This is a genomic window from Actinoplanes sp. G11-F43 (genome assembly GCF_050589265.1).
GTDB lineage: Bacteria > Actinomycetota > Actinomycetes > Mycobacteriales > Micromonosporaceae > Actinoplanes.
In genome coordinates, this window is record NZ_JBNZCE010000008.1 from 166,741 (window position 1) to 192,385 (window position 25,645).

At 71.0% G+C, this 25,645-nt stretch carries 33 protein-coding genes, 2 pseudogenes and 1 riboswitch; of the genes and pseudogenes, 15 read left to right on the forward strand and 20 right to left on the reverse strand.

The genetic code is table 11. The features are described from left to right. Positions 1–32: 32 nt before the first annotated feature. Together ACQ0O7_RS09915 and ACQ0O7_RS09920 are read right to left on the reverse strand one after the other, a co-directional pair. The gene (locus ACQ0O7_RS09915) at positions 33–725 is read right to left on the reverse strand and encodes a (2Fe-2S)-binding protein (RefSeq protein WP_430781587.1); all 693 of its coding nucleotides are present in this window, start codon (positions 723–725) and stop codon (positions 33–35) included. Continuing rightward, positions 722–1,564, reverse strand: coding sequence for a MerR family transcriptional regulator (locus ACQ0O7_RS09920; RefSeq protein WP_430781588.1), 843 nt, complete (start codon positions 1,562–1,564; stop codon positions 722–724). Before ACQ0O7_RS09920 ends, ACQ0O7_RS09915 begins: the two co-directional genes overlap by 4 nt. Before the next feature lie 52 nt (positions 1,565–1,616). Next, positions 1,617–1,758, reverse strand: a riboswitch (cobalamin riboswitch). 30 nt (positions 1,759–1,788) lie between these two features. Between ACQ0O7_RS09920 and ACQ0O7_RS09925 the strand changes: the two genes are divergently transcribed. Next, positions 1,789–1,998 (forward strand): hypothetical protein, encoded by a 210-nt coding sequence (locus ACQ0O7_RS09925; protein WP_430781589.1) that lies wholly within the window; start codon positions 1,789–1,791, stop codon positions 1,996–1,998. A gap of 7 nt (positions 1,999–2,005) precedes the next feature. Here the strand turns inward: ACQ0O7_RS09925 and ACQ0O7_RS09930 are convergent, their stop codons facing one another. From ACQ0O7_RS09930 to ACQ0O7_RS09945, 4 genes are all read right to left on the reverse strand, one after another. After that, entirely contained in the window at positions 2,006–3,106 is a 1,101-nt protein-coding gene (locus tag ACQ0O7_RS09930; protein WP_430781590.1) for a right-handed parallel beta-helix repeat-containing protein, read from the reverse strand. Continuing rightward, positions 3,103–3,459 (reverse strand): hypothetical protein, encoded by a 357-nt coding sequence (locus ACQ0O7_RS09935; protein WP_430781591.1) that lies wholly within the window; start codon positions 3,457–3,459, stop codon positions 3,103–3,105. The genes ACQ0O7_RS09930 and ACQ0O7_RS09935 overlap by 4 nt, the downstream gene beginning before the upstream one ends. A 390-nt stretch (positions 3,460–3,849) precedes the next feature. Then, positions 3,850–4,092, reverse strand: a complete 243-nt coding sequence (locus ACQ0O7_RS09940; protein ID WP_430781592.1) for a superoxide dismutase — start codon at positions 4,090–4,092, stop codon at positions 3,850–3,852. Then, positions 4,089–4,718: a superoxide dismutase gene (locus tag ACQ0O7_RS09945; RefSeq protein ID WP_430781593.1), complete on the reverse strand. Its 630-nt coding sequence runs from the start codon at positions 4,716–4,718 to the stop codon at positions 4,089–4,091. Before ACQ0O7_RS09945 ends, ACQ0O7_RS09940 begins: the two co-directional genes overlap by 4 nt. A 351-nt stretch (positions 4,719–5,069) precedes the next feature. Between ACQ0O7_RS09945 and ACQ0O7_RS09950 the strand changes: the two genes are divergently transcribed. Then, positions 5,070–5,495, forward strand: coding sequence for a Fur family transcriptional regulator (locus ACQ0O7_RS09950; protein ID WP_430781595.1), 426 nt, complete (start codon positions 5,070–5,072; stop codon positions 5,493–5,495). 114 nt (positions 5,496–5,609) lie between these two features. Here ACQ0O7_RS09950 and ACQ0O7_RS09955 read toward each other — a convergent pair whose 3' ends face one another. Then, complete coding sequence (locus ACQ0O7_RS09955; protein ID WP_430781596.1) at positions 5,610–6,575, reverse strand: GlxA family transcriptional regulator; 966 nt, start codon at positions 6,573–6,575, stop codon at positions 5,610–5,612. 52 nt (positions 6,576–6,627) lie between these two features. Between ACQ0O7_RS09955 and ACQ0O7_RS09960 the strand changes: the two genes are divergently transcribed. Then, positions 6,628–7,002: a cupin domain-containing protein gene (locus ACQ0O7_RS09960; RefSeq protein ID WP_430781597.1), complete on the forward strand. Its 375-nt coding sequence runs from the start codon at positions 6,628–6,630 to the stop codon at positions 7,000–7,002. Between the two features lie 41 nt (positions 7,003–7,043). On the opposite strand, the gene ACQ0O7_RS09965 is transcribed toward ACQ0O7_RS09960, so the two are convergent. Beyond that, positions 7,044–7,811 carry a sensor histidine kinase gene (locus ACQ0O7_RS09965; RefSeq protein ID WP_430781598.1) on the reverse strand — a complete coding sequence of 256 codons (768 nt, stop codon included), beginning with the start codon at positions 7,809–7,811 and terminating at the stop codon, positions 7,044–7,046. 181 nt (positions 7,812–7,992) lie between these two features. On the opposite strand from ACQ0O7_RS09965, the gene ACQ0O7_RS09970 reads away from it, so the two are divergent. The 4 genes from ACQ0O7_RS09970 to ACQ0O7_RS09985 are packed head-to-tail and all read left to right on the forward strand — an operon-like array spanning position 7,993 to position 10,576. Next, positions 7,993–8,946, forward strand: a complete 954-nt coding sequence (locus ACQ0O7_RS09970; RefSeq protein WP_430781599.1) for an XRE family transcriptional regulator — start codon at positions 7,993–7,995, stop codon at positions 8,944–8,946. Then, positions 8,856–9,071, forward strand: a complete 216-nt coding sequence (locus ACQ0O7_RS09975) for a hypothetical protein (protein ID WP_430781600.1) — start codon at positions 8,856–8,858, stop codon at positions 9,069–9,071. Before ACQ0O7_RS09970 ends, ACQ0O7_RS09975 begins: the two co-directional genes overlap by 91 nt. Positions 9,072–9,096: 25 nt before the next feature. Beyond that, the gene (locus ACQ0O7_RS09980; RefSeq protein WP_430781602.1) at positions 9,097–10,107 is read left to right on the forward strand and encodes a hypothetical protein; all 1,011 of its coding nucleotides are present in this window, start codon (positions 9,097–9,099) and stop codon (positions 10,105–10,107) included. Positions 10,108–10,117: 10 nt separating this feature from the next. Then, the gene (locus tag ACQ0O7_RS09985; protein ID WP_430781603.1) at positions 10,118–10,576 is read left to right on the forward strand and encodes an SRPBCC family protein; all 459 of its coding nucleotides are present in this window, start codon (positions 10,118–10,120) and stop codon (positions 10,574–10,576) included. A 7-nt stretch (positions 10,577–10,583) separates the two neighbouring features. On the opposite strand, the gene ACQ0O7_RS09990 is transcribed toward ACQ0O7_RS09985, so the two are convergent. Next, a complete protein-coding gene (locus tag ACQ0O7_RS09990; protein ID WP_430781604.1) occupies positions 10,584–12,146 on the reverse strand; it encodes a serine/threonine-protein kinase in 1,563 nt (520 codons plus the stop codon). 90 nt (positions 12,147–12,236) lie between these two features. Here ACQ0O7_RS09990 and ACQ0O7_RS09995 point away from each other — a divergent pair, with 90 nt between their 5' ends. Continuing rightward, positions 12,237–12,632, forward strand: a complete 396-nt coding sequence (locus tag ACQ0O7_RS09995) for an ASCH domain-containing protein (RefSeq protein WP_430781625.1) — start codon at positions 12,237–12,239, stop codon at positions 12,630–12,632. 38 nt (positions 12,633–12,670) lie between these two features. Here ACQ0O7_RS09995 and ACQ0O7_RS10000 read toward each other — a convergent pair whose 3' ends face one another. Both ACQ0O7_RS10000 and ACQ0O7_RS10005 read right to left on the reverse strand, forming a co-directional pair. Further along, positions 12,671–13,678 (reverse strand): LLM class flavin-dependent oxidoreductase, encoded by a 1,008-nt coding sequence (locus ACQ0O7_RS10000; RefSeq protein ID WP_430781605.1) that lies wholly within the window; start codon positions 13,676–13,678, stop codon positions 12,671–12,673. After that, on the reverse strand, positions 13,675–14,241 hold the full coding sequence (locus ACQ0O7_RS10005) for a TetR family transcriptional regulator (RefSeq protein ID WP_430781606.1): 567 nt from the start codon (positions 14,239–14,241) through the stop codon (positions 13,675–13,677). Before ACQ0O7_RS10005 ends, ACQ0O7_RS10000 begins: the two co-directional genes overlap by 4 nt. A gap of 134 nt (positions 14,242–14,375) precedes the next feature. Here ACQ0O7_RS10005 and ACQ0O7_RS10010 point away from each other — a divergent pair, with 134 nt between their 5' ends. Continuing rightward, positions 14,376–15,257, forward strand: coding sequence for a TolB family protein (locus tag ACQ0O7_RS10010; RefSeq protein ID WP_430781607.1), 882 nt, complete (start codon positions 14,376–14,378; stop codon positions 15,255–15,257). On the opposite strand, the pseudogene ACQ0O7_RS10015 reads toward ACQ0O7_RS10010, so the two are convergent. Next, positions 15,254–16,071, reverse strand: a pseudogene (locus tag ACQ0O7_RS10015) (SDR family NAD(P)-dependent oxidoreductase). The gene ACQ0O7_RS10010 and the pseudogene ACQ0O7_RS10015 overlap by 4 nt on opposite strands. Here ACQ0O7_RS10015 and ACQ0O7_RS10020 point away from each other — a divergent pair. After that, positions 16,053–16,292, forward strand: coding sequence for a TetR/AcrR family transcriptional regulator (locus tag ACQ0O7_RS10020; protein WP_430781608.1), 240 nt, complete (start codon positions 16,053–16,055; stop codon positions 16,290–16,292). The pseudogene ACQ0O7_RS10015 and the gene ACQ0O7_RS10020 overlap by 19 nt on opposite strands. Positions 16,293–16,363: 71 nt before the next feature. Here the strand turns inward: ACQ0O7_RS10020 and ACQ0O7_RS10025 are convergent, their stop codons facing one another. Next, positions 16,364–16,945: a lysophospholipid acyltransferase family protein gene (locus ACQ0O7_RS10025; protein ID WP_430781609.1), complete on the reverse strand. Its 582-nt coding sequence runs from the start codon at positions 16,943–16,945 to the stop codon at positions 16,364–16,366. A gap of 151 nt (positions 16,946–17,096) precedes the next feature. After that, complete coding sequence (locus ACQ0O7_RS10030; RefSeq protein ID WP_430781610.1) at positions 17,097–17,240, reverse strand: ATP-binding protein; 144 nt, start codon at positions 17,238–17,240, stop codon at positions 17,097–17,099. Between the two features lie 71 nt (positions 17,241–17,311). Here ACQ0O7_RS10030 and ACQ0O7_RS10035 point away from each other — a divergent pair, with 71 nt between their 5' ends. Continuing rightward, positions 17,312–17,836: a hypothetical protein gene (locus ACQ0O7_RS10035; protein ID WP_430781611.1), complete on the forward strand. Its 525-nt coding sequence runs from the start codon at positions 17,312–17,314 to the stop codon at positions 17,834–17,836. Between the two features lie 5 nt (positions 17,837–17,841). On the opposite strand, the gene ACQ0O7_RS10040 is transcribed toward ACQ0O7_RS10035, so the two are convergent. The 4 genes and pseudogenes from ACQ0O7_RS10040 to ACQ0O7_RS10055 all read right to left on the reverse strand — a co-directional run bounded on the left by ACQ0O7_RS10040 (position 17,842) and on the right by ACQ0O7_RS10055 (position 19,475). Then, the gene (locus tag ACQ0O7_RS10040; RefSeq protein WP_430781627.1) at positions 17,842–18,000 is read right to left on the reverse strand and encodes a hypothetical protein; all 159 of its coding nucleotides are present in this window, start codon (positions 17,998–18,000) and stop codon (positions 17,842–17,844) included. An 88-nt stretch (positions 18,001–18,088) separates the two neighbouring features. Further along, a pseudogene (locus tag ACQ0O7_RS10045) lies at positions 18,089–18,313 on the reverse strand (NAD-dependent epimerase/dehydratase family protein); the annotation flags it as partial. A gap of 63 nt (positions 18,314–18,376) precedes the next feature. Then, a complete protein-coding gene (locus ACQ0O7_RS10050; RefSeq protein WP_430781612.1) occupies positions 18,377–18,703 on the reverse strand; it encodes a siderophore-interacting protein in 327 nt (108 codons plus the stop codon). A gap of 1 nt (position 18,704) precedes the next feature. Then, entirely contained in the window at positions 18,705–19,475 is a 771-nt protein-coding gene (locus tag ACQ0O7_RS10055) for a sigma factor (protein ID WP_430781613.1), read from the reverse strand. Between the two features lie 147 nt (positions 19,476–19,622). On the opposite strand from ACQ0O7_RS10055, the gene ACQ0O7_RS10060 reads away from it, so the two are divergent. After that, positions 19,623–20,351 (forward strand): hypothetical protein, encoded by a 729-nt coding sequence (locus ACQ0O7_RS10060; RefSeq protein ID WP_430781614.1) that lies wholly within the window; start codon positions 19,623–19,625, stop codon positions 20,349–20,351. Between the two features lie 216 nt (positions 20,352–20,567). On the opposite strand, the gene ACQ0O7_RS10065 is transcribed toward ACQ0O7_RS10060, so the two are convergent. Continuing rightward, complete coding sequence (locus ACQ0O7_RS10065) at positions 20,568–21,161, reverse strand: TetR family transcriptional regulator (protein ID WP_430781615.1); 594 nt, start codon at positions 21,159–21,161, stop codon at positions 20,568–20,570. A gap of 83 nt (positions 21,162–21,244) precedes the next feature. On the opposite strand from ACQ0O7_RS10065, the gene ACQ0O7_RS10070 reads away from it, so the two are divergent. The 3 genes from ACQ0O7_RS10070 (at position 21,245) to ACQ0O7_RS10080 (ending at position 24,179) form a co-directional block, all read left to right on the forward strand. Next, positions 21,245–22,714, forward strand: a complete 1,470-nt coding sequence (locus ACQ0O7_RS10070) for an MDR family MFS transporter (protein ID WP_430781616.1) — start codon at positions 21,245–21,247, stop codon at positions 22,712–22,714. Between the two features lie 491 nt (positions 22,715–23,205). Continuing rightward, positions 23,206–23,394 carry a hypothetical protein gene (locus ACQ0O7_RS10075; protein ID WP_430781618.1) on the forward strand — a complete coding sequence of 63 codons (189 nt, stop codon included), beginning with the start codon at positions 23,206–23,208 and terminating at the stop codon, positions 23,392–23,394. Then, positions 23,391–24,179: a hypothetical protein gene (locus ACQ0O7_RS10080; protein ID WP_430781619.1), complete on the forward strand. Its 789-nt coding sequence runs from the start codon at positions 23,391–23,393 to the stop codon at positions 24,177–24,179. Before ACQ0O7_RS10075 ends, ACQ0O7_RS10080 begins: the two co-directional genes overlap by 4 nt. Before the next feature lie 96 nt (positions 24,180–24,275). Here ACQ0O7_RS10080 and ACQ0O7_RS10085 read toward each other — a convergent pair whose 3' ends face one another. Next, positions 24,276–24,404 carry a hypothetical protein gene (locus ACQ0O7_RS10085; RefSeq protein WP_430781621.1) on the reverse strand — a complete coding sequence of 43 codons (129 nt, stop codon included), beginning with the start codon at positions 24,402–24,404 and terminating at the stop codon, positions 24,276–24,278. Positions 24,405–25,645: the final 1,241 nt, after the last annotated feature.

The following is a 25,645-nucleotide window of genomic DNA, read 5'->3' on the forward strand; positions in this document are numbered from 1 at the left end:
GCGGGGTTGGCCGTCGCCGGGGTGGTCCTGGGTCAGCGGGTGTTGAGCACGCAGTCGCCGCAGGTTCCGCCGCCGGGGATCCGGTAGTAGAGACAGCAGTTGTTGCGCATCAGCGACCGCCCGGTCAGCGTCGCCATCCCCCGCAGCGGCGGCACCGACAGGGCGGACCCCACCACCGCGACGGCCGGCCCCGCATCGGGGATCATCCGGAGCGCGCCGCCCAGCGCGGAGGCCACGTTTCCCCAGACCACCTGTGGTGAGAGCACGAAGCGGCGCTGGACGGCGCCGGCCAAGGGCACGATCAGACCCCGCGTCGCCGTACGGGTGAACGCCGCCCCGAACCCATCCACCCCGGTCTCCACCGGCAGGTCGTGAAAGGCCACCGGCATCGGCCCCGACTCGACCGGCCGCCACCACAGTCGCGCGGGGTCGGGCAGCGGCAGCACCCCGGTCGACGCGACCGCCCCCAGCAGCGGGGACAGCAGCCGCGACGCCAGACCGAGAAAGATCGTCGACGCGACCACCCGTTCCTCGATGTCGCCGACGCCGAACCCGCCCATCCTGGCGAGCATGCGCCGCCCGAGGTCCACCCGCTGCTCCAGCACACCGGCGTCGAGCAGGTCGGGCAGGGGCCGCCAGCCGGGTGCGCCGTCGTACCGCTCCCAGGCGAAATAGGGCCCGAGCCGAGCCGCCGCGTCCAGGGCGGCGCCCGCGTCGGCGGTCAACGTCCGGCCAGGTTCAGGGTCACCGCGACCGCGTCGGCGAGTCTCGGGGCGTCCGCCCCCGGCCAGCCCGCGGTCACCACGCCCGGCGTCCCGGCCAGCCCGGCGAGCAGGGCGGCCACCTCCGGGCACCAGGTGGGGCTCCACACCACGACGGCCACCGGCCGGGCGCCGGCGACGGCTTCGGCGAGCAGTTCCGGCTCCAGGCCGGCTCCCAGGTGCATCGGCATCGTGCCGTGTTCGGCCAGGGCCGCGGCGAGCGCGTCCAGTCCGGCCGTGGCGCGGCGGCCGTCGGCCCCGGCCAGCAGCACCGGCACCGGGGAACCCGCCGGTGGGCGTGGCACCGCGGCGAACACCTCGCTGAGGCCGCGGGCCAGCGCCCGCTCGGCCAGGGCCCTCCGCGCCGCCGGATAGCGCCCGTGGCCGATGCGGGTGAACGCGGGGTCGGCAAGCACCTCCCAGGTGTGCACGACGCCGTGCCCGGCCACCGCCTCGGACAGCGCCTCCCGCAGGGCGAGGACGTCCATCCGGCGCGCGGCCCGGGCCAGGCCCCGGGCCGCCGCGTCATCAGCGCACGGATGCTCGGCGTGCCACGGGGTGAGCTCCCGGCGGGCCCGGCGCGCGGCCTCGGCGGCCGACACTCCCCGGGTGGTCAGCCGGGCCATCGCGGTCAGCGCGGCCACATCACCCTCGGTGTAGCGCCGATGTCGGCCGGACTCGTGGCCGGTGGGGCCCAGCCCGTACCGTTGATGCCAGGTCCGCAGCGTCGTCGGGGCCACGCCCAGCCGCCGGGCCAGGGTGCCCGCGCTCAGCCGCTCCCCGGCCGGCGCATGTGTCGTCACAGTCGTCTCCCACCGCCGACCCACCCACGAGGTCACCGATCACACCGCGCTTGATCCGGCGCGGGCAGTGGCAGGTGTTCGGACTCGTGGGCGTGCCCACTCACCGCTGCGGGGCAGTCCCGGACTTCCACCGGGTTCCCTCTTACGACGCCCGCTCTGGCGGACCGGGCGAACCAGCTGCACCCACCAGTCTAGGCCGGACGCGGGGTGACAACATGATCGGCATGACGCCCGAGGAACACGCCGCCCGCGCCGCCGAACTCGCCGCCGAGGCCGAACGGCTGTACCAGATCTGCCTGGTCGACTACGAGACCAACATCAACGAGGACGATCATTCCGAGGAGCCGTACGTCCCGGGCGCCGACCTGGCCATGCTCACCGCCACCACCCAGCTGGCCCAGGTGCACGCCACCCTGGCACTGCGGGGGCGGTGACCGCGGCTCAGATGCCGGCGGTGACGGTCACTCCGGAACCCGCGGTCAGCGGTGTGGTGACCCCGGTGACCAGGTTGCCGGTGGAGGTGACGGTCAGGGCGTTGCTGCCGCGCTGGTACGACAGGCCGGTGCCGGAGCCGGCGCCCCGGATCACGTTGCCGGTCACCGCGACGAAACCGGACCCGTAGTTGACCTGCTGGATGGCCAGATAGGTGGTGCCGGTGCCGCTGAACCGGAAGATCCGGTTCGCGGACACGGTGCTGGCGGCGTCACCCTGCACGGTCACCCGGATACCGTTGGTGTTGAAGTCCTCGATGTAGTTGTCGCTGACGCTGGTGGCGAAGAGACGGTCGGCGGTGATGCCGCTGCCACCGACGCCGTAGACGTGGTTGCGCTCGACGTTCCACCCGGCGGCGTTCTCCATCCGGATGCCGGAGCCGCCGCTGCTGGCGACCCAGTTGTCGGTCAGGTTCCAGTCGGTGACCGCGTTGCCGCTGTCCTGCACGTAGACTCCGCTCGCCCCGGAGTCGGTGACGAACAGGTTGCGCACGGTCCCGTTCACCTGGGTGTTGGTCAGCGCGGTGCCGTTGCGGGTCTGGTTGGTGATACGCAGTCCGTTGGCGGGCGCGTTCAGCAACCGCAGGCTCTCGATCGTGGTGTTCCACGACCGGATGACCACGGCGTCGCCGCCGGTGGGGTTGCCGGCCTTGTTGGCGTTGACGGTCAGATCCCGCAGCGTGATCGGTTCGCCCGTCGTGGGAGTGTTGTTGACCCAGGAGTCGGAGGCGAGGACCGCTGCCAGATTGCTGCCGGACGTCTGGGTCAGGGTGGTGCCGGCGCTGTCACCGCGGTAGGAGCGGTTGCCGACCAGCGTGATGGTCTGGGTGATCTGGCACGGGCCGTCGATGACGATCTCGTCACCGGTGGCCGACCCGTTGATCGCCGATTGGATCGTCGCCGCGTCGGTGCCGGCGTTGGCGCAGGTCGCGGTCACTCGCGCGGCCGTGGCGGGTGCCCCGCCGGCCAGCACGACCACGGCGGTGGCGGCCACCGCGGCCGAGACCGACGCCGCGGCGGTCCAGGTCCACCTGTTGTCGGGATTCCTCATCGGACGCCTCCCATTTCAATTGATGCGTGCCTATGTCCATCACTGACGGACAGGGCGTGCACGCCACCCGGACGGGGGACTCCGGACGGGACAGGGACGGCCGGCGGCGAGGCCGGATGCTCGACCCGGGCGGTGATCTCCCGAGGCCGGCCATGCACCATCGGCCGCTGCCGCGGGTCGCCCCGGTAGCCGCGGGTGCGTTTGACCACGTCCACACCGGCCGGACCGCCGTTGCCGCACTCCGGGCCGGCGAACCCGCTGCCGGTGACGATGATCTCGACGAGTTCGTCGTACGACAGCGCGTCCGGGCACATCCGCTCGATGTCGTAGTTCGGGTCGCCGGGGTCGAGCATGAAGATCAGTTCGGAGACCGCGGCGCGGCACTCCCGGCCATGCCCCGGAACGCACCCGTCGCCCGTCCCGCTTACCGTCACCGTATGCAGAGGTCGTCGTAGGTTGATCTCGGTGGGAGTACGGTCGACCGGGAGCCGGCGAACCAGGCCGGAAGCCTCTGGACCGGCTCAGCAGTCGCGGCCGCGCGGACGGCGATCCGGCGGCGGTGGAGTCGTGAACGACCGGCCGGCGGCCACGACATGCCGGGCCGCACGGATGCGGGGGTAATGGCGATCGGCGGGAGCCTCGCCACACGGCGGCGCCACGACACACCGCGCGTAGATCGTGTGCAGCCGATCCCGGTAGACGCGCAGTCGTGCGGCGGTCGCCGCCGTGATGGTGAACAAGACTCAGCCGGCCTCGGCCATCAGCAGTGTCAGCTCCTGGACCAGTTCGTCCATGGACTGGCCGGTCCGGGTGCGGACCAGGGCCAGGGCGAGTTCGGCGAGCAGCATGAACCCGCGGGTGCGGACGGTCTCGTCGCCGATGGCGCAGAGCAGCTCCTCCGCGCCGGCGAGGTCGCCGCGGCTCTTGGCCGCGATGACCCCGGCCGCCTGCTGTGCGGCGAGGAATGCCGGGCCGGCTGCGGTCACGGGGCGATGATGATCGGGTTGCCGGCGGCGCGGGCCGCGTCGAACCGCTTGGTCACGTCGGTCCAGTCGACCAGATTCCACAGCCGGTCGACGTAGTCCGGGCGGACGTTCTTGTACTGCAGGTAATAGGCGTGCTCCCAGGCGTCGAAGACCAGGATCGGCGTGGAGCCCTGGCCCACGTTGCCGTGGTGGTCGTAGACCTGCTCGACGATCAGGCGCTGCGACAGCGGCTCCCAGGCGAGCACGCCCCAGCCGGAGCCCTGCACGCCCTTGGTGGCGGTGGACAGCTGCGCGGAGAACGCCTCGAACGATCCGAAGTGCTCGGTGATCGCCGCTTCGAGCTCGCCCTCGGGCCGGTCGGCGCTGGCGCCGGGGCGCAGGTTGTGCCAGAAGATCGAGTGGAGCACGTGCCCGGACAGGTTGAACGCCAGGGTCTTCTCCAGCCCGACCAGGGCGCTGTAGTCGCCCTTGTCCCGGGCCTCGGCCAGCTGGTCGAGGGTGTCGTTGCTGCCCTTGACGTACGCCGCGTGGTGCTTGGAGTGGTGCAGTTCGAGGATCTGACCGGACATGGCCGGTTCGAGCGAGCCGTAGTCGTACGGCATGTCGGGCAGGGTGTAAACCGCCATCACGAATCCTTCGCTTCTGCCTAGAGTTTGTTCCTGCCACTATATTGCAGTAGAGCCGTTGGCGACGAGAAGGTCGAACAGACGCGATCGGCGGAGATCAGGCAGCGCTTCCCGGCGCGACATCCCAGCGGCCGCCCGGTCGAATCCGGCGCCGGGTCCGGGGACCGAGAGGCAGCCCTCGTCGAGGAGGTGGCCGTGGTGCTCGGCCCCCTGGTCATCGGGCAGTCGTGGACGAAGACGCGCAGGCCGACGCCGATCCGGTTGGCGGCCGGGGCGGCACCCTCCCGCTACTGCGCCTGGGTTGCAGCAAGGCCGGACCGCTACGGTGTCGGAGGGAACGGGAGGTGGGCGGTGGCGCGGGCGCGGCAGCAGGAACGGCTCGAAGCGGTCCGGGCGCGGGTGCGGGCCGGCGGGCGGCGCTGGACCGTGGCCAAGGGCGCGATCGTGGAGACCCTGATCGGGCATCGGGGGCATCTGTCGGTGCAGGAGGTGCACGACGAGGTGACCGCCCGGTTCCCGCAGATCGACCGGTCGACCGTGCACCGGGTGCTGCTCACCCTCTCCGACGAGCACGTGGTGCACGTGCTGGGGCGGCAGGGCGAGGCCCGTTACGGGATGGCCGACCACCCGCACCATCACGCGGTGTGTTCGCGGTGCGGTCACGAGGCGGAGATCCCGGCGGCGGTGGTGGCGCCCGCGCTGGCTGCGGCCGGCGAGGTGACCGGGTTCCGGTTCGGCAGCATCACCCTGACCGGGACCTGCCCGGACTGTGCGTGAAAGTCAGGGCATCCCAGCTGCTGGATCATCGCGGGCCGGGATGCCCTGAACGGGAACGACGAGTCACGGCCAAGCAACACTCGCCCCTGAGGCCATCTTGTAGCAGCTGCCAGCTTATTGCAATAAGCCGCCGAAGCGTCGCCGGTACTCGGTCGGGCTCAGCCCGGTCTCCCGGCGCAGCAGGGCCCGCAGATTCGTCGCGGTGCCGAGGCCGCTGCCACGGGCCACCACATCGAGCCGGGACTCACCGCGCTCCAGCAGGCGGCACGCCAGGGCGACCCGCTCCCCCGTCAGCCAGGCCAGCGGCGTGGTGCCCAGCTCGGCCCGGAACCGCCGGTGCAACGTCGCCGCGCTCACCGCCAGCCGGGCGGCCAGATCCGGCACCGTCAACGGCCGGTCCAGGCGTTCCCGCGCCCAGTCCAGCAGCGGGGTCAGCGATTCGTCCGGGATCGCCGGGATCGGCCGTCGCACGAACTGCCGCTGACCGCCGTCCCGGTGGGCGAACACCAGGCGCCGGCTGACCGCGCCGGCGATCTCGGCGCCATGATCGCGGCGCACCACGTGCAGACCCAGATCAAGGGCCGCGGCACTCCCGGCCGCCGTCAGAATGTCACCGTCGTCGACGAAGAGGACATCGGGTTCCAGCCGTACGAGCGGGAAGCGCGCCCGGAACCGATCGGCCCACTGCCAGTGCGCGGTGGCCCGCCGGCCGTCCAGCACCCCCGCCTCGGCCAGGGTGAACGCCCCACTGCAGAAGCCGATCAGCCGGGCGCCGCGGGCGTGCGCGCGCCGGATCGCGTCCAGTACCGCACGACTGCGCGGCACCTCGATGTCCGGCCGGTTCGGGACGATCACCGTGTCCGCCTCGTCGACCGCGCCGAGCGGGGCGATCCCGGTCATGCTGAAGAACCCGGCCCGCATCCGGGTGCTGCGGGTGGCCGAGCAGAGCCGGAAGTCGTACAGGTCACGGCCCAGCTCCGGACGTGGCAGGCCGAACACCTCAATGGCGCAGGCGAGTTCGAACGGGTTGGAACCGGCGTCGACCAGGGCCACCACACGGTGCGAGGATTCTTGCGGCATTCGCGATTCCTAGCACTCACGGCGTACCGGCGGAAGGTTCGAAGATGGTCCTATGACCGAACCCGTCTCCCTGACCGGCGTCCTGGCCTCCTTCGACCAGCTGTGGAGCCCGCGCATCGTGACCAGGGTCAACGACTACGACATCCGCGTGGCGAAGGTGCACGGCGAGCACGTCTGGCACACCCACGACCACACCGACGAGTTCTTCCTGGTCCTGGACGGGGAGCTGACGATCTCCCTGCGCGACCGCACGGTGGTGTTGCGGCGGGGCGACGTCTTCACCGTCCCGCGCGGCGCCGAGCACAAGCCGTCCTCGGAGTCGGGAGCGTCGATCCTGATGGTGGAACCGTCCGGCACGATGACCGTCGGCGACCGGCACGAGGAGGTCCCGGACCACGTCGACGCGACAGCCGGCCACCAGATCTGAACCGGCGTATCCCAGCCACGGTGCCCGGTCACCTTCCGGCCCTACACCAGCGATGCCTGGCGGGCGGTTTCCGCCGTACCGGGCAGGGTGAACCAGAAACGGCTGCCGCCGCCGGTGTTGGACTCCACCCCGATCCGGCCGCCGTGACGTTCGACGATGCGCTGGCAGATGTTGAGGCCCAGCCCGGTCCCGGGATACCCGCCGCTGTTCGCGCAGCGGTGGAACGCGTCGAAGATCCGGGGCTGTTCGGTGGCGGGGATGCCGATGCCGTGGTCGGCCACCTCGATGCGGCTGGTGCCGTCGGCCAGCGTGTGCGCGCGGATCTCGACGTCGGGCACGACGCCCGCCGGCGTGTACTTGATCGCGTTGCCGACCAGGTTGTCCAGGACGTGACGCAGTAGCGGCGCGTCCACGACCACGGTCGGCAGCGTGCCGACCACCGTGACCGGTGCGGCGCCCGTGGTGCTCGCGTGGTCGGCGACGACGTCGGCGACCAGCTCGGTCAGCGGCGACGGGGTCAGGTCCAGGTCCCGGTCGGCCCGGGCGTAGTCGAGCAGTTCCTGGGTCAGCCGGTTCATCCGGTGCAGGCCGCGCTCGATGGCGTCGAGGTCGGCCAGGAAGTCGTCGCCCAGATCGCCGTGATCGGCCCGGAGCATCTCGACGCGGGCGGCGACCGCGGCGAGCGGGTTCTTCAGGTCGTGCGAGGCCATCGTCATCAGGGCGCGGAGTTCCGCCTCCCGGTCGGTGGCGTCCGGCCGGCCCTGCGGGGCCGCGGTGGTGGGGTCACAGAAAGTGATGGCGCTTCGCATGGCGTCCTCCGGGTGCGTCTCGTGGTGGTGCCCTCAGAAGACGCCCGGGCGGGGGTGTTCACCGCGTCCGGGTGAACACTTTCCGGGCTTCTCCCGGCGTCAGCGGTGCGAGGAGTGGACACGTCAGCCGGGGCTGGTGAACACCCTGAACCCGGCGGCCGCGATCTCTATCGTTGACACCATGGCGACGCAGAGTGAACAGGCGGGTGCTTCGGGTCACGCGCCGGTGGGTGATCACCGCCGGTTGCACGACCTGCTGTGCGAATTGCGGCACCGGGCCGGCGATCCCTCGTTGCGGAAGATCCACGGCGTGTCCGGGGTATCCATCGGCTATCTCAGCCAGATCTTCACCGGAAAGACCGCCCCGGGGCCGGACGTGGCCGTGAAGGTCGCGCGGGCGCTGAAAGCCACCGACCGGGAGCAGGCGCGGATCCGGTTCTACGCCGACGGCAGCGGTGCGGACCGCGCGGCCCGCACCGCCCCGGCCGGGCGGGACCGCCGGACCGGCTGGGAGGGATGCCCGTATCTCGGGCTGCGGCCGTTCGAGGAAGAGCACGCGGCGGTCTTCTACGGGCGGCGCACACTGACCGGCCGGCTTCTCGACAGGTTGCGCGAGCACCCGCCGGACGCGGGTGTGCTGCTGGTGCTGGGTCCGTCCGGCGCCGGGAAGTCCTCCCTGCTGCGCGCGGGCCTGATGGGATCGCTGGCCGACGACGCCCTGGCCCCGGGCAGTCAGTTCTGGCCCCGGCGGGTGATCCTCCCGGCCGGCGACCCGGTCCGTCAGCTGGCCGTCCACCTGGCGGAACTCGCCGCCACCGACGCCATCTCGGTGCAGGAGGCCCTGACCGCCCACCCCGGCCGGGCACATCTGCTCGCCGGGCAGGCGCTGGCCGCCGCCGGTGGCAGCCGGCGCCTGGTGCTGGGTGGTGGACCAACTGGAGGAGCTGTTCACGCTCACCACCGGCGCGGCACGCACCCTGACCGGGCACACCGGCCGGGTGTCCGACCGGGACGTCACGCACCCTCACCGGGCACACCAACAAGGTGTACACGGCGGCGTACAGCCCGGACGGGCGGCACCTGGCCGGCGGCGACCGCGACGGGATCGTGCGGGTCCGGGCCAACGCCGGGCTGACCCTGACCGCGGCCATCGACCTGATCTGCCGCAACCTCGACCGGGAACTCACTGCCGGCGAACGCGGGACCCACCTGCAGTCGGCCGGCTCGGACGGGCGGCCGTGCCGTCAGCCCTCTATTTGATCTCCATTAGGACAGAAGGGCCATCATGCTCCTGCGACACCTCGCCGCGATCGTCGGCGGCCTTGCCCTCGCCACCTCGCTCGCCGTGCCGCCGGTCCGGGCCGCCGCGACGACGACCGTGTTCGGGGTGATCACCTCCACCCAGGGCAGCCCTCCGGACACCCTCGCCGAACATGTCCGGCTCTACGAGGCACACCGGGCCCGGTACGGCGGCGGGCCGATCGGCATTCGCGTGTTCAGCCCCGACGCCGTCCCACTGCCCACCGACAACGACCGCGCGGGCCGCCTGCTGACCTGGGCCGCCGACAGGCACCCGGACGAGATGATCACCATCTCGCACCGGGACCGCGGCGAGGCACGACTGCGGACCCTGCTCGACTGGGTACAGGCCCGGAAGCTGCGGGTCACCGTCATGTACCGGCACGAGGCGCAGGGCGACTGGTTCGTACGCGGGCTGGAAGGTAGCCGGCCGGACGTCTACCGGGCCGTGTACCGGTCGTACCGCGCCGTCATCGACGCGCATCCGGCCCGCGACCGGGTCACGCTGGAGAAGAACCTGCTGTGGTGGTACCAGCGGTACCACGCCACCGCGCAGAGCGATTGGCGCCACTTCGTCGAACGTGACGATCCCGCCGACCTGCTGTCGTGGGACGCCTACTCGTTCCCCGGCATGCCGGCCGGACAGGGCCACTACGCCACCCCGGACGACTTCTTCCGGTACGCCCGCGACGCCTGGAAGGAGTTCCGGCTGCCCTGGGCGGTCGGCGAGATCGGCACCATCGTTCAGGACGGCACCGGCACCGGCACCGAACGCGACTGGGATCGCCACGGCACCCGGTTCACCGCCTGGGTCCGGCAGGTCGCGGACGCCGTACGCGATCCGGCCTCCATCGGCCCGTCCTACGCCGGCATGCCGGCCGCCCGCTACCTCAACTGGTGGGGTGCCGTGGACGCCAAGGACCGCGACCTGAGCCTGGAACAGGTTCCCGCCGCGGTCACCTACTACCGGAGCCTGGTCCGGAACACACCCGCCTAAGATCGGGGGCATGGGGCGTACCGACCGGGTTTCCCGGGTTGTCGCGGCTTCGGCCGACCGTGTGTTCGCTGCTCTCATCGATCCGGCGGCGCTCGCCGTGTGGCTGCCGCCGGAGGGGATGAGAGGGCGGTTCGAACGCTTCGACGCGCGGCCGGGTGGGTCGTACCGGCTGGTGCTCACCTACGACGACGCCACCGAGGCTCCCGGTAAGACCACCGCCGACTCCGATGTCGTCGAGGCGCGGTTTGTGGACATCGTTCCGGGCGTACGGGTGGTGCAGGCGGTGGAATTCGTCTCCGACGACCCGGATCAGGCCGGGATCATGACGATGACCTGGGAGGTCAGCGCGGTCGACGGCGGGAGCCGGGTGGAGTTGCGGGCCGACGACGTGCCCGCCGGGATCTCCGCCGGGGATCACGCCGCCGGGATGGGTTCGTCGCTGGACAACCTGGCCCGCCACCTGGAGTGAGCCGGGGTCAGCCGGCGACCCGGACCTCGATGTTGGTGAACGTGACACCGAACGGCCCCTTGCCGTCGTCGGTGGCGCTGACCACGCCGAGGTCGAACCAGTTGCCGCGCAGTTCCGGCTCGTTCAGCTTCTGCTCGCCCAGCAGGACGCCGTTGTTGCCGACCCGCACCAGGTCGTTCTCGACCACCAGCTGTGGGTGGAGCTCGCTACCGGAGGCGACCGGCCACTGTCGCAGGACGACGCTGTCGCCGTTGGCCTCCTGTTCGGCGTGCAACTGCCAGACGTCGGCGCAGGCGTCCAGGCGGTACCGCATGGCGAGGGTGGAGGCGAACCAGACGCCCAGGCAGCTGCCGGGCCGGTCGATGCGGCCGATCACCTCGACCGAGAAGACACCTTTGACCTCCAGGTCCGGGCCGGAGCAGCGCCAGATGCCGGCATCCCGGTTCTGGATCCGCAGACCGTCGTCGCTGATCTTGCAATAGGTCCGGCCGCCCGCGACGGAGACCGGCTTGTAGTGCCCGTCGGTGACCAGCGAATCGGAGATCTCCAGGGTGCCGCTGGGCAGGACCATCCTGGTGTCGGCCGGTTCGGGCTCGGTCCACCAGTCCCGGCTCACCCCGAGTGCCAGGCCCGATCCGGCGGCGAGGGTCAGCGCCAGCACCAGCACGGTGGCGATCAGTGCGGTGCGCGGCCGGCGCCGGGGAGCGGGCCGGGCATACACCTCGCGGACGACGGCGGTCGGGTCGTCGTCCGGCCCGATCAAGGCCTGGACCAACTCGCGGGCGGTCGGCCGGTGGCGCGGGTCGGCGGCCAGCGCCTGTTCGACGAGGTCACGCAGCGGCCCGCTGAGCCCGTCCAGGGTGGGCTGACCGCCCATGATCCGCCCGAAGACGCCGACCGCGGAGTCCGCGTCGAAAGGCGCACTTCCCTGCGCGGCGTACGCCACCACACAGCCCCACGCGAACACGTCGGCGGCCGGGGTGACCGCGTCGGCGACCGCCCCGAACCGTTCCGGCGCCATGTATTTGATGGACCCGACGATCTCGCCGGTACGGGTGTGCTGGGTGGCCGGGTCCAGCGCCCGCGCGATCCCGAAGTCGATCACCTTGGGGCTGCCCGGGGCGAGCAGCACGTTGTGCGGTTTGAGGTCGCGGTGGATCACCCCGGCGTCGTGGATGCCGGCCAGCGCGGTGGCCACCCCGATGGCGAGGGCGTGCAGGTTGGCCGGGCTGAGCGGCCCGTGCCGGCTGATCTCGTCGGCGAGCGACGGGCCGTCGACGAACTCCACCACCAGGTACGGCTGGGCGGCGTCCGGGTCGGCGTCGAGCACTTCGGCCGTACAGAACGGTGGCACTTGGCGGGCCCGGACCACCTCGGACCGGAACCGCGCCCGGAACCCGGCGTCCCCGGCCAGCGCCGCGTGGATGACCTTGACCGCGACCCGTCGCCCGTCCCGGGCCCGCGCCTCGTAGACGACACCCATGCCACCCGCTCCGAGGCGCCTGACCAGCTCGTACGCGCCGACGTGTGTGGGGTCTTCCGGCCGCAGCCGGCCATCGTGCTCGGTCATGCCTCTCCCGGTCCAAACAGGATGATCCGAGACACCCTACTCAGGCCGGGCGGAACAGCTCTCTACAGTGTCCGGGTGAATCATGACGAGATGCCGCGGATGGAGCTCGGGTTCCCGGGGCCGCTGCGCGATCAGCTGGTCGCCGCGGTGCTGTCCGGGGCCAAGACCACCACGACCGGGCTCAGGATCGGGTACGACGTGGACGGCGAACCGCTTCCGGTGGCCGGTGAGCGGCGCGTCGTGGTCGACTCGGCCGACAGCCCGGTCGCGGTGATCGAGATCGTCGGGGTGCGGGTGCTGCGGCTGGCCGACGTGGATCTGCGGCACGCCGTCGACGAGGGCGAGGGCGACGAGTCGGTGGCGCAGTGGCGGGCCGGGCACGAACGGTTCTGGCACAGCCCGGAGGTGCTCGCCGAGCTGCCCGGCGGCTTCCGCGTCGACGACGACACCATGGTGGTGGCGCTGAGGTTCGACCGCGTGTGGTGAGTTCCGGGGCGCTCCGCGCCGGAACTCACCACACGGGGTCAGAGGCCCCAGGCTTTGGCGATGCGGGCCAGGGAGTCCTGCTGGACGGCCGGGTCGTAGAGCATGCCGGCCAGGATCAGCTCGTTCGCGCCGGTCTGCTCGACCAGGGCGTCCAGGCCGGCGACCACCTCGTCGGCGGTGCCGATGTACTGCCCGCCGGACAGCGCCTCCATCATCTGCCGGTCCAGCTCGGAGAATTCGCGGGCGGCGGCGGCCTCCGGCGAGATCATCGGCTGGAAGCCGCCGGTGCGCAGGTTGAGCATCATCACCCGGCCGGGCCCGGCCTGGAACCGTGCCTCCTCGGCGGTCTCGGCGGCCAGCACCGAGGCGCTGACCATCAGGTGCGGCTCGGGGAAGCGCTCGGACGGGCGGAAGCCGTCGCGGTACAGGTCGACGGCCTGCTCCAGCCCGGACGCGGTCGGGAAGTGGTAGGCGTAGCAGAACGGCAGGCCGAGGGCGGCGGCGATCTGCGCGCCGTAGGTGGAGGACCCGAGGATCCAGACTTCCGGGTACGACGTGGGGGCCGGGGTGGCGACCAGCCGCCCGGCCCTGGTGGCGTGCCGGTCGTCGCCGAGCAGCCCGAGCAGCAGTCGCAGGTGCTCGGGGAACTGCTCGACGGTCAGGTGCGGGGACACTCCGCGCAGGGCGGCGGCGGTGACCTGGTCGGTGCCGGGCGCGCGGCCGATGCCCAGGTCGACGCGGCCGGGGTGGAGCGCTTCGACGATGGCGAACTGCTCGGCGACCACGAACGGCATGTGGTTGGGCAGCATCACCCCGCCGGAGCCGACCTTGATCCGCCGGGTGTTGGCGGCGATGGCGGCCATCAGCACCGGCGGCGAGGTGGACGCGACGGCCGGGGTGTTGTGGTGCTCGGCGACCCAGAAGCGGCGGTAGCCGAGGTCGTCGGCGGCCTGCGCGGTGGCGATCGCGCCGTGCAGCGCGTCGCCGCTGGTGTGCCCCTCGCGGACGATGGCCAGTTCCAGCGCGGAGAGTGGTACGCGGGTCATAACGTGTCCCATTCAGGTGATCGCAGGAGGGTGAACGCCTCGTCGATGAGCCGGTGCAGGCCGGGGATGCCGGTGTCGGCGTCCCAGCGGGCGGACACCGTGGCGAAGGCCGCCCGGGCAGTGTTGATCATGAGGTCGAGCTGGAGGTCGGTGGCGGTGGTGCCGCGCCGGGCGGCCCAGCCGCGCACGCAGTCCCAGAAGCGGTCGCAGGTCTCGCGGGAGCAGACGGCCAGCGACGGACTGCCGGTGATGACCCGGCGCTGCCTGACGATCTGCTCGCCGGCGGCCTCGGTGTAGGCGAGGATCAGCTGGTGCAGGGTGGTCCACAACGGTTCGCCGGGTGGCCGGGCGGCGGTCAGCTCGGCCCACAGGCCGGGGTCGTCGGGGTCGGGGTCGAACAGCACCGACTCCTTGGCGGCGAAATAGTTGAAATAGGTGCGGCGGGAGATGCCGGCGCCGGCCACGATGTCGTCGACGGAGACCGCGTCGAAACCGCGCTCGGCCATCAGGCCGACGGCGGAGTCACGGATCTGGCGCCAGGTCTCGGGGCTGCGTTGTCGCACTCCCCGACACTATCCTGTCGTGCACTGAGTGCAAGTTAGCGTGCCGGACGGCACACGGCCGAAGGTGACGATGACCGGCTCAGGCTGATCCGGGCCGGAATCGCTTCCCCGAGCCGACCTGACCTGATTTGCTGATGCATTCGACCAGTGAGGAGAACCTTGTCGTGGCGTACGCACGGAGACTCTCCGCCGGGCAGCAGTGCCGGATATTGACGTACGACATCGTCTCGAAGGTTTCCACAGTGGTGCACACCAGCACCGCCCTGCTGTTCGAAGCCCCGAACTGGACGTCCGACGGGCAGCTCGTCCTCAACGGCGACGGGCTGCTCTGGGCGATGGCCGCCGACGGTTCGGACCCGCCCCGGCCCATTCCGCTCGACGGCCTGCCCGAACTCAACAACGACCACGTTCTCGACGTGGTGTCGCCGTCGGTCTATCTGTCCGCCGATGACGGGCACATCTGGAAGGCCCGGCTGACCGGCGGCCCGGCCACCCGGATCACCACCGGCGACCACATGCATTTCCTGCACGGCATCAGCCCGGACGGCTCGACCCTCGCCTATGTCGGAATCGAGAATCAGCGCTGGGACAGCGGCACGTTGTGGACCGTCCCGGCGGCCGGCGGCACCGGCGTCCCACTGACCACCGGCCCCGGCCCGGACGACGGCCCGGAATACTCCCCCGACGGGGAATGGATCTACTTCAACACCGAGCGTTTCTCGGCGAACGCACAGATCGCCCGGATCCGCCCGGACGGCACCGGCCTGGAACAGCTCACCTTCGACGAGCGGGTGAACTGGTTCCCGCACCTGACGTCCACCCACGCGGTCTACCTGAGCTATCCGCCGGGCACGACCGGGCACCCCGCCGACCGGTCCGTCGAACTGCGCCTGATCACCGACGGCGACTGGAAGTCCCCGGAGACGGTGGTGGCGCTCTCCGGCGGCCAGGGCACCATCAACGTCAACAGCTGGTCCCCGGACGGCCGAGCCTTCGCCTACGTCGACTACCTCTAGATCAGTTCCAGGCGGTCCCGAACCGGCTGCGCGGATCCGGCAGCCGGTTCGGGGGCTCGTTGGCGAACACCAGCCGCGGGCACCTCTCCCCCTGTCAGCGGGAGAACAGGCGGTCCATCAGCCGGGCCGGCAGGAGGCGGTTGAGCGGCAGGGTGAACATCGCGTCCGGGCCCAGGCTGTAGCGGACCCGGGGACGCCTGGCCGTGGTGAACCGGGCGATCCGCGGCGATCTCCAGGGACCGCGGCCCGCTGTACTCGGCCATCGGGGTCCGCACTCCCCCGGACTGCACGATCACGACCTGGACGCCCTGCGGGGCCACCTCCCGGCGCAGTGCGTCGCTGGCGGACTCGAACGCGGCCTTGCTGCCGGCGTACGCGCCGTAGATCGGGAGCACCGCCTCCGCACCGACCGAACTGATGTCGACCACCCGGCCCCGGCTGCGCCGCACGCGGGCAGCAGCGCCTGGGTGACGGCGATGTGCCCGAACAGGTTGACCTCGAACTGCGCACGCCACAGATCGAGGGGAAGCACTTCGACCGGGGCGTTGATCTCGATCCCGGCGTTGTTGATCACCGCACGCGGCGGGTTGCCGCCCACCCGGGCCGCCAGGGCGCGGATGTGCTCACCGACGGTGATGTCCAGCATGATCGGCTCGATGCGGTCGCCGCGGATCGCGTCGCCGTCCCGGTCACTGCGCACCCCGGCCAGCACGTGGAAGCCCCGGGACGCGAGTTCCCGCGCGGTGGCCGCCCCGATCCCGGTCGAGGCGCCGGAGACGACGATCAGTTCCCCCGATGAGGTCGCGTGAGTCATGGCCGGGATGTTGTCACCGACAACGTGACCTCGCCCGGGAGCTGGGCGTCAGCCATGCCGCCCCGCGCCGGCACTTCCCCGACCGGCAGCACCTGCTCGACGCGCTGGCGGAGGCCGGCTACACCCGGCTGGGCGAGCGGATCCGTGCCGCCGTGGCGACCGGCGACGACGGCCTGACCGATACCGCGGTGGACCAATTCCTCCGTGGAGCCGCACCGTGAGTTCGTGTGGTGGGGGGGGGGGGGGGGGGGGGGGGGGGGGGNNNNCACGACACCGGCGACCGGAGTCACCGTCAGCGGCTGGGCGCTCCGGCCACCGGCGCCACGGCGCGGAGTTCGGCGGTCAGCCGGCCGGCCAGCTCCAACGCGGACTCCGGCGCGACCGACGGGGTGGGTTCGAAGAAGGTCACCTTCAACCGGGGGCGGCGCGGGAACCGGGTGATGTCGACGGTCCCGACGACCGCCGCGCAGATGATCCGGGCCTCCGGGACCGCCTCGGCGAGCCGGCCCACACCGCTGCGGGCCCGCAGCTGGCGGCCCAGGGAGCGGGTGCCCTCCGGGAAGATGCCGAGACAGCCACCGGCGGCCAGGCACCGCACCGCGGCGTCCAGCGCGTTCCGGTCCGCCTCGCCGCGCCGGACCGGGATCTGGCCCATGCCGTTCATCACCCGGCGCAGCAGCGGGTTCTTCCACAACGACGCCTTGGCCAGCGCCCGGATCTGCCTGCGCCGCAGCCCGGCGACGGCGATGACCACCGGGTCCCACGCGCTGTCGTGGTTGGCCACCACGAGCGTCGCGCCATGCGTCGGCAACAGGTCCAGGCCCTCCACCTCGAGGCGGCCCCACCAGCGGACGATCGGCCCGGCCGCCACCATGACAATGCGATAGACCGGCGATATCCGTACGGCGGTGTCGGTCCCAGCGGCAGAACGATCGTGTTCCATGACTCTCTTCACTGACGGTACGGGCAAGTCCGGCCCTGTTTAGCAGGTGCCCCGATCCGCGGCAACACCACCGTCGGTGATCTCACCACGCCGGCACGGTGAACCAGAAGACGCTCCCGCCGCCCGGGTTCTCCCCGACGCCGATCCGGCCGCCGTGACTCTCCACGATCCGCCGGCGGATGGCCGGGCCGAGGCCGGTGGTGGGCGTCGCAGACAGGCTGGTCACGCCCGGTGGACTCCGCGACTGGGCACGCACATGGAAGGATACGGATCTTCTCATCGAGGTTCGGGGGCCACATGGGCGCGTCGGGGTGGAGCCGTCAGGTTCCGTATCAGCCGGACATCGCGGCCGCGCTGGAGCAGGCGCGGGCGGAGGCGTACCGCGATGGTGACTTCTACCGCGAGACGCCGGACCCGAAGGCGCTGGAGCTGACCGAGGAGCAGTTCCTCGCCGAGCACTTCGGGCCGGGGCCGGCCGACGAGGACGACCCGGGGTACGAGGAGGTGCAGCTGGCCTGGCGGTCCGCCCACGTCACGGTGACCGGACCCGACTCGCTGCTGGAAGCCCAACCGTTCTCCGGCGCGCACTCGGTCATCGACATGACCGATGTGGCGGCATATCCCGAGTTCGGGGCCGTCGCGCCGCTACCGGATGCCGACCTCGATCGATGGTTCGGCACCCGGCAGCCGGATTCACCCGCCGTCGAGAAGGCTCTCCGCGAAGGGCTGGACGGGTTCGGCCGCTGGTGTGGGGCGTACGTCATCGCCTACGCCGACGGTGCGCCGTCCCGGATCCACTTCTTCGGCTGGAGCGGCGACTGACCTGTTCAGCGGGCCTTGAACTGCTGGTAGGTCGTCTCGCCGAGCAGCGCACCGTCCGCCGGGACCAGCGTGTCCTCGGCCAGGTCTGCGCCGAAGTACCTCGCCGACGGGTCGGTGACCACCGTCCGCGGGTCGCCGAGTTTCGCCAGGCCGGAAGTAGCCACTCTGCTGCAGCCGGCCGGTGCCGACCACCGACAGCGCCACGTAGTGCCGGACTCCGGCGGCCGTCGCGGCCGCCAGCAGGTTCCGGGTGGACGTCTCGAAGAACGTCAGCACCGCGTCGGCGGCGAACGACGGCGAGTTGGAGACGTCCACGACCACGTCCGCCCCGGTCAGCGCCTCGGCGAGGCCCTTGCCGGTGATCGTGTCGACACCGGTGCCGGGCGCCGCCGCGACCGCCTCGTGACCGTGCTCGCCGAGCCGGGCCACCACCTTCGAGCCGATCAGGCCGGTGCCGCCGATGACCACCACCTTCATGATGTCCTCCTGCTGTGTGGTTGGTTCAGCGGCTAAGACACCGGAGCCCCGCGGTCTGTGACGTCACCGGTTCCACGATGTCGACTTCTCCGGCGCCAGTACGAACCACAGCACCGCGATCCGTCCGTCCTCCGCGGTCACCACCGCGATCGTGACGGCCCGCCCGCCCCGGCGCAGCACCATGCCGGGCTCGCCGTTGACCGATCCCACAGTCAGCGCGGTGCCCGGCTGGCCGGAGAGCAGGAGCACCGCCAGCCGTGCCACCTCGGCCGCCCCGGACCCGACCGGAATCGGGAAACCGTCACAGACCGCCGCCGCGTCCGGATGCAACAGCCGTTCGGCCGCTGACACATCACCCCGGGCGCAGGCGGCGGCGAATTCCCGTACCACCTCAAAACGCGGTTATCCTGCCGGGGTTGGCCATCCACAGGATGTTCTCGATCCCGTCGGCCGAGGCCACCACCGAGATCACGCTCTCGGTGGACCCGTTGCGGCTGATCACCGCCGAGGTCGCGCCGTTCGTGCTGACCCAGGTGACCTCGGCACCCGCCCAGAACCAGCTCGCGATGGTGGCGTAGAATCGGGCCACCCGCACCGGGCCGACCACCGGGCGGCGGGCCACCTGATGGGCGCCGTCGCCGTCGGAGACGCTGGCGACGTCCGGGCGGAAAAGCCTTTCCAGAGCGGACATGTCGCCGGTACGGGCGGCGGCGATGAACCCCTCCAGCAGGGCACGCTGGGCATCCGCGTCGACAGTCACCTTGCGCCGGCCGTCGACGTGCTTACGGGCCCGGCTAACCAGCTGACGCACCGCCGGTTCGGTCGAGGTGAGGACGGCGAACTGCAGCGCCTCACCCCGCTCGGCCCCCAGACAGGGGTCGGCGCTGGTGTCGACGGGCTCCGGAAGCCAGGGCCCGACATACGTCTCCCGGCGCACCCGGGCCGACCGCAGCGCGTTGATCGCCAGCCGGGTGATGGTGGTGGCCAGGAACGCGCCCGGGTTCCGCACCGCGCTCCGGTCACAGGTCTGCCAGCGCAGCCACGTCTCCTGCACCAGGTCCTCGGCCTCGGAGGCGCTGGACAGCATCCGGTAGGCGATGCCGAACAGCCGCCCCCGGACCTCGGCGAACACTTCCGTCGCGGTGTCCAGATCCTCGGTCATCCGGTCATCCTGGCCCGCCCGGGACCCGCTTTCCAACGTCGGATGTCACAGTCACGGGCGCTGCCCGGTCTCCACTCCCGGCGACCCGTCACCATGTCGGTGAGCACGTCACACCGGAGGTGAGAGATCGACGCGAAACAATGGGAGATGACCGGTCCCGAACTGCCGGCATCGCTCGATCCGGCGGCGGTGGAAAGACTGCGGTTGTCCGGGCCGGCCGGCACCCCGCTGACCCGGTGGTTCCCGGCCGTCGCCGCGTTCGTGAACCTGCGCGAGTTGATGCTCGGCCCGATCGTGACCCGCTCCCTGGTGGCCGGGGTGACACCGGGCGCGATCCCACCCTCGGTGACCACACTGGGCGTCTTCACCGGCGGCACCCCGGTCGCCTGGCCCCGCGACGTGACACTGCCGAACATCACCGGGGTACGCGCGGACGGCCAGCTGATGCTCCGACGCGACGCGTTCCCGAATGTGCGGGCGGTGGCCCTGAAACCGGCCCACAACGGCCAGAACCTGGACGAGGTCCTGGCCATCCCGTCATTGCGCGAACTGCACCTGATGACGGTCCCGCCGGCCGTGTTCTCCCGGATCGGCCACCTGCCACTGACGGGATTGGGCCTGCTGGGCGGCTCGTTGACCAGCCTGACCGGCATCGAGTCGCTGACCGGCTTGACCTCACTGCGGTTGCACAATCTGCGCTCGCTACGCTCGATCGCCGCCTTGAGCACGCTGCCCATCGAGACGTTGCAGATCCGCTACTGCCCCGCGATCACGGATTTCACCCCGCTGGCCGAACTTCCGCGTCTGCGCTCACTGCAACTGGTCGCCTCCGGCACCCCGGACCTGAGCGCCCTGCCGCCACACGTGACCGCTTAGCGAATTCGCGTGCCGTCTTCCGGTGCGATCCGCACCGGAAGACGGCACGCGATCTTGATTTTCGGTGACCATCGCAGTCGCCCGGCGGTCGCCGGACGGTCCAGTGGGCCGGCAGACCTCGCGGGGACGAGACGGGGCGACCCGATTCTCGTGGAGCCGTGTGGCGTACCTCCGCGGGGTTGTGAGAACCACCGGCCGGGAGGCGGACGCGGAACCTCAGCCCCGCCCGGCGCGGTCCGGGAAGCCGGCGAACATGTGGCGCTGGATGTCGCACGCCTCGCGGAACAGGTCGACCAGGTCGGCGTCCTGACCGGCCTCGCGGCGGGTGGCCCACTCGTCCAGGGCCGCGCGCATCGCCACGTTGACCGTCTCGTTCATCACCCTGGCGCGCAGGTCGCCGCGGATCACCCGGCACTGCTCGGCCTCCATCCGGGTGGCGGCGCGGCGCAGGTTGTCGTCATGGGTGACCAGGCAGCGGGCCCGCAGCAGGCGGTCGATGGGCGCGCCGTCGAACTCGGCCAGGGTCGCCGCCACCGCGTCGACCACGATCGGCAGGGTGACCGTGCCGTCGGCGCCGCGGACCCGGGCGGCGATCGCCTCGTCGAACGTCCGGTTGGTGTCGAGAGCCGCGTCCTCCTTGGTCGGGAAGTAGCGGAAGAACGTGCGGGGCGAGACACCGGCCGTGGCGGCGATCTCGTCGACGGTGGTGCGCTCGGAGCCGTGCCGGGCGAACAGGTCGAGCGCGGCGGCCTCGATCTCGGTCCGGGTGGCGAGGCGGCGACGTTCCCGCAGGTCCGTGGTGTCAGTCACGAGCGACATGCTAGCGCTTGCCAACATGGCAGTCACTGCCACTAGGGTGTGCCCTGACAAACACACATCGGGGAGTTCTCGCGTTGACCACCGCACCAGAAAAGATCGAGCCCTACACCGCTGGGCCGGCTCGATTGAGCGGCTCCGACCGCAATCTCATCGGCCTGCTGGTGTTCTCCGCCTTCGTCGTGATCTTCAACGAGACGGTGATGTCGCTGGCCCTGCCGCGGCTGATGGCGGACCTGAGCATCTCGGCCGCCACCGCCCAGTGGCTGACCACCGGCTTCCTGCTGGTCATGGCGGTGGTGATCCCGGCGACCGGCTTCATCATGGAGCGCTTCTCACTGCGGCAGATCTTCATCGCCGCGATGAGCCTGTTCAGCCTGGGCACCGCGATCGCCGCGGTGGCGCCCGGCTTCGAGCTGCTGCTGCTCGGCCGGGTCGTCCAGGCCGGCGGCACCGGCGTGATGATGCCACTGGTGATGACCACCGCGATGACCCTCGTCCCGGCCAGCTCCCGGGGCCGGACCATGGGCGTCATCTCGATCGTCATCTCGGTCGCCCCGGCCATCGGCCCGACCATCTCCGGCCTGGTGCTGTCCCGGCTCAGCTGGCGCTGGCTGTTCCTGGTGGTGCTGCCGATCGCCCTGGCCACCCTCGCCCTCGGCGCGTGGAAGGTCCGCAACATCACCACGCCGAAGAAGGCCCACCTCGACCTGCCGTCGCTGCTGCTGTCCGCGATCGGTTTCGGCGGCCTGATCTACGGCCTGTCCAGCCTCGGTGAGGCCGCCGGGCACGCACCGGTCGCCCCGTGGATCCCGGTGACCGCCGGAGTCGCCGCACTGGCCCTGTTCGTCTGGCGCCAGCGGGCCCTGCAGTCCGGCCGCGGCCCGCTGATGGACCTGCGGGTGTTCACCCACCGATCGTTCACGGTCAGTCTGCTGGTGCTGGTCACCGGGTTCGTCGGCCTGTTCGGCGCGCTCATCCTGCTGCCCATCTACCTGCAGAACGTGCACGGCGTCGGCACCCTCGCGGCCGGCCTGATGGTGCTGCCCGGCGGCGTGGCGATGGGCATCCTGTCCCCGATCATCGGGCGCCTCTTCGACCGGTACGGCCCCCGCCCCCTGGTCACCCCCGGCACGATCGCGGTCAGCGCCGCCCTGTGGCTGCTGTCCACCGTCGACGCCGGCACCCCGCTGCCCCTGGTGGTGGCCTTCCACGTGCTGCTCACCAGCGGCCTGGCCACCCTGATCACCCCGCTGATGACGTCCGCGCTGAGCACCCTGCCGAGGAACCTCTACGGTCACGGCAGCGCCATCATCGGCACCCTGCAGCAGCTGGCCGGCGCCGCGGGCACCGCGTTGTTCATCACAGTGCTGTCCCAGACGACGGTGTCCGAGCTGTCCGCCGGCGCCACGCCGCTGGCCGCCACCACCGAGGGCATCCAGTCGGCGTTCGTCTGGGGCGGCATCATCTCCCTGGTCGCGGTCGCACTCTCCTTGCTGGTACGCCGTACCGAACCGCTCCCCGACGGCCACGTCCCGATGCACTGATCCGGTTCACACTCAGCGCACCGCACCCGTCGACGGGTGCGGTGCGCTTTCCAGTCGTCCCGGCACCTTCCAGGCACCCGGGGGCAGCTCCACCACAGGTCGTCGGTGAGCACCCCGGGGGGGTGCAGCGCCCGCAGAGCCTCATGGAGAGCCTGTGGGGTACGTGCCGTCTCGGTGTCCCCCAGCAGGAGCACACCCTCGAACTTCGTCGACCGATCATGCTCGGCACGATCGAGATCCATCGGGCCCGTCACCGAGTCGAGACGAACCATGCCGTCGCGCCGATCACCACACCGGCGAGCGGGGCCACTTGACTGATCCAATCCATCTTCATCCCCAGGAATCGTCCGGCTCGATCAACATCTCTGTGCCGCACAACCTGCCACCGGCCGGCCAGTGAGCAGCGAGAATCGACCAATCCCCCGCATCGGGCAAATGCCGCATCGTGGCAGGCCGGTTTTCTGTCGTACCCCTCGGGCAGACTGACCGGCATGAAGCTGATGGACGCCCGCACCCGCCTGATCGACTCGCACCGCACCCTGCGCATCGGAGATCTGACCCTCACGTCGGCGCGCCTGACCGACGGCACCATGACGATCCTGGCCGACCGGCGGCAGGAGGACGGGTCCTGGCAGTGGGCGGTCGACGAGCCCACCTTCCTCGGCGGAGCCGTCCGGTGAGCAGGCGACGGCGCCGGACCGGGCCCACGATGACCGCCGTCCAGCGGATCACCGTGCTGGTGGCCGACGCCGCGACGTTCCACCGGCTCGCCGGGGCCTATGCGTCGTTCGAGTGGTCGGACGGCGAGCACGAGGCCTATCTCGACGCCCACGACGACGCGATCGAGCGGTCCCGGTCGGCCGGGGCGCTGGTGCACGTCGGCCGCTTCGATCACGACGGCTACCGCGACTTCTGCCGCGACTCCGATCTGCCGGCGGACAGCGCGTCGACCCGATCGGCGTTCGCGGCGAGGGCCGGTGAGTCCGGATCGGCCCGCGAGTGGGACGGCACCGTGCGGGACCTGCTGCTGACGGAGAGCCTGCTGGGCGGTGCGGAGCCGGATCCGGCCGCTCAATCGCTGATCGACGAGCTGACCGACCTGATGGTGACCGCACCGCCGGGCCCGGGCGAGTTCACCGTGACGGTAAGCGCTCCGGGCGGCGAGGTCACCGTCACGTTCCCGTGGGAGCGGGCCGGCCAGGATCTTCAGGTCGGCAGGCCGCTGGAGGTGCTGTTCGCGGCGGTCACCGCCGGGGTGGCACACAGCGCCGGGCTGATCGCCCGGGTGCCGACCGGTGTCGTGCTGCCCGGCGGGATCGTGCAGACCCGGGTGCTGGGCTGGCGGCTCGGCGACAACTCGGTCACCGAGATCGCCACGGCGGAGTTGTTCAACGCGTTCTGCACCGACGCCACCACCGGCGACCTGCTGGCCCCGGAGTTCGGCACCGTCTACGGTCGAGACTGACTCTCACATCGGGTGAAGGAGCGGGGCCGATCCTCTGAAGCATCTCGATCAGCTGGCGGCTGCCGTCGCGGACTCGGTCGTCAGCGCCGGCGCCCATCACCTCGAGTGTTGGACGGCGGCATCACGATCGCGGGCGAACAGCAGGAAGACATCGGACACCGCGGTGTCGATCCAGGTGAGCTGATCGAAGCCGGCGGCGGCAAGCGCCTCGGCCACCACCGTCAAGGGCCGGTGCGACCGGGGGCTGCGTCCACTGCCAAGGGGCGATGTGACCGGGGGCTACGTCCACTGCCAAGGGGCGATGTGACCGGGGGCTAACGTCCATCGCCAAGAGGCGATGTGACCGGGGGCTAACGTCCATCGCCAAGAGGCGATGTGACCGGGGGCGGCGTCCCCACGCCGCAGAAGCGCCTCCACCGTCACACATGTAACGAACGTGTCGCGGGCGTCAACTGTTTCGCGGGCGTTGAGGGTGAGGTTCGACAGCGCAGCGTGGGCTTCGGGAAGTTCAGCGAAACCGGTCAGGGCACGGCCCGCGCCCGCCCAGTCGCGGTAGTCGGGACTGGCCGCGAGTTGAACTTGCGCCGCCACCACCGCACGCCGTGCCACGTCGTTCACAACCCGCAACCCGCAACCGCGAACCGCATCCCGCAAACCGCAACCCGCGAACCGCATCCCGCAAACCGCAACCCGCAACCCGCAACCCGCAAACCGCAAACCGCAACCCCCGACCGCAACCCGCAAACCGCGAACGAACCGCGAATGAGATGAACCGCCGCTTTCCCTCCGCGGCCCACATGATCGCCGACTCTTCCCCGCGCGAATGCCCACCTCCCGGCAGATCTTGGTCGCTTTACCACCTCGACTTTCGCCATTTGCGGAGGCGTTATCCTGCACGCCTATGGACGTCGCCCCCCGGTCACACCGCCCATGGCGATGGATGCCCCCCCGGTCACACCGCTCATGGCAATGGACGCCCCCCGGTCACACCGCTCATGGCAATGGACGCCACCCCGGTCACACCGCCCATGGCGATGGACGCCACCCCCGATCAAACCGCCTTTTTGCGACCGCGCTGGAGAATCTTGGGCATAAACCTTGAACAGGAAGTATGCAATATTCACCGGGATGCGACCTGGCCTGCAGGGCCTCGTCCTCGAAATGGCGGAACTCGAGACCACCGATTTGAGCCCTGCCCGCAGCCGCCTGATCGTTCGCGGTCGACCCCTTCGCGCAGTCGGCCCCCTCGCGCGGACGATCCACCCAGTGGAACTTAAATGATTTACCACCGTTTCAAGTATTCTTCTCAGCTGCTGGCCCGCTCGCAGTCAATTCCTCGCCGGACTGTCCGCCTTCCAACTCCGCCCCGACCGATCTTGGTAGATTTTCCACCGTTTCGAGTCTTGTTCTCAGCTGCCTGATCACTCGCGGTCAACCCCTCGCGCGGGCCACTCGTTCAGCGGCGA

What these genes read in the sequence shown, in the direction of transcription:
- ACQ0O7_RS09925 (WP_430781589.1), top strand. Translation starts at nt 1,789, where the DNA reads ATGACGCCCGAGGAACACGCCGCCCGCGCCGCCGAACTCGCCGCCGAG.
- ACQ0O7_RS09930 (WP_430781590.1), bottom strand. Translation starts at nt 3,106, where the DNA reads ATGAGGAATCCCGACAACAGGTGGACCTGGACCGCCGCGGCGTCGGTC.
- ACQ0O7_RS09935 (WP_430781591.1), bottom strand. Translation starts at nt 3,459, where the DNA reads ATGCTCGACCCCGGCGACCCGAACTACGACATCGAGCGGATGTGCCCG.
- ACQ0O7_RS09945 (WP_430781593.1), bottom strand. Translation starts at nt 4,718, where the DNA reads ATGGCGGTTTACACCCTGCCCGACATGCCGTACGACTACGGCTCGCTC.
- ACQ0O7_RS09955 (WP_430781596.1), bottom strand. Translation starts at nt 6,575, where the DNA reads ATGCCGCAAGAATCCTCGCACCGTGTGGTGGCCCTGGTCGACGCCGGT.
- ACQ0O7_RS09960 (WP_430781597.1), top strand. Translation starts at nt 6,628, where the DNA reads ATGACCGAACCCGTCTCCCTGACCGGCGTCCTGGCCTCCTTCGACCAG.
- ACQ0O7_RS09965 (WP_430781598.1), bottom strand. Translation starts at nt 7,811, where the DNA reads ATGCGAAGCGCCATCACTTTCTGTGACCCCACCACCGCGGCCCCGCAG.
- ACQ0O7_RS09970 (WP_430781599.1), top strand. Translation starts at nt 7,993, where the DNA reads ATGGCGACGCAGAGTGAACAGGCGGGTGCTTCGGGTCACGCGCCGGTG.
- ACQ0O7_RS09980 (WP_430781602.1), top strand. Translation starts at nt 9,097, where the DNA reads ATGCTCCTGCGACACCTCGCCGCGATCGTCGGCGGCCTTGCCCTCGCC.
- ACQ0O7_RS09985 (WP_430781603.1), top strand. Translation starts at nt 10,118, where the DNA reads ATGGGGCGTACCGACCGGGTTTCCCGGGTTGTCGCGGCTTCGGCCGAC.
- ACQ0O7_RS09990 (WP_430781604.1), bottom strand. Translation starts at nt 12,146, where the DNA reads ATGACCGAGCACGATGGCCGGCTGCGGCCGGAAGACCCCACACACGTC.
- ACQ0O7_RS09995 (WP_430781625.1), top strand. Translation starts at nt 12,237, where the DNA reads ATGCCGCGGATGGAGCTCGGGTTCCCGGGGCCGCTGCGCGATCAGCTG.
- ACQ0O7_RS10000 (WP_430781605.1), bottom strand. Translation starts at nt 13,678, where the DNA reads ATGACCCGCGTACCACTCTCCGCGCTGGAACTGGCCATCGTCCGCGAG.
- ACQ0O7_RS10010 (WP_430781607.1), top strand. Translation starts at nt 14,376, where the DNA reads ATGCATTCGACCAGTGAGGAGAACCTTGTCGTGGCGTACGCACGGAGA.
- ACQ0O7_RS10020 (WP_430781608.1), top strand. Translation starts at nt 16,053, where the DNA reads ATGAGGTCGCGTGAGTCATGGCCGGGATGTTGTCACCGACAACGTGAC.
- ACQ0O7_RS10025 (WP_430781609.1), bottom strand. Translation starts at nt 16,945, where the DNA reads ATGGTGGCGGCCGGGCCGATCGTCCGCTGGTGGGGCCGCCTCGAGGTG.
- ACQ0O7_RS10035 (WP_430781611.1), top strand. Translation starts at nt 17,312, where the DNA reads ATGGGCGCGTCGGGGTGGAGCCGTCAGGTTCCGTATCAGCCGGACATC.
- ACQ0O7_RS10055 (WP_430781613.1), bottom strand. Translation starts at nt 19,475, where the DNA reads ATGACCGAGGATCTGGACACCGCGACGGAAGTGTTCGCCGAGGTCCGG.
- ACQ0O7_RS10060 (WP_430781614.1), top strand. Translation starts at nt 19,623, where the DNA reads ATGACCGGTCCCGAACTGCCGGCATCGCTCGATCCGGCGGCGGTGGAA.
- ACQ0O7_RS10075 (WP_430781618.1), top strand. Translation starts at nt 23,206, where the DNA reads ATGAAGCTGATGGACGCCCGCACCCGCCTGATCGACTCGCACCGCACC.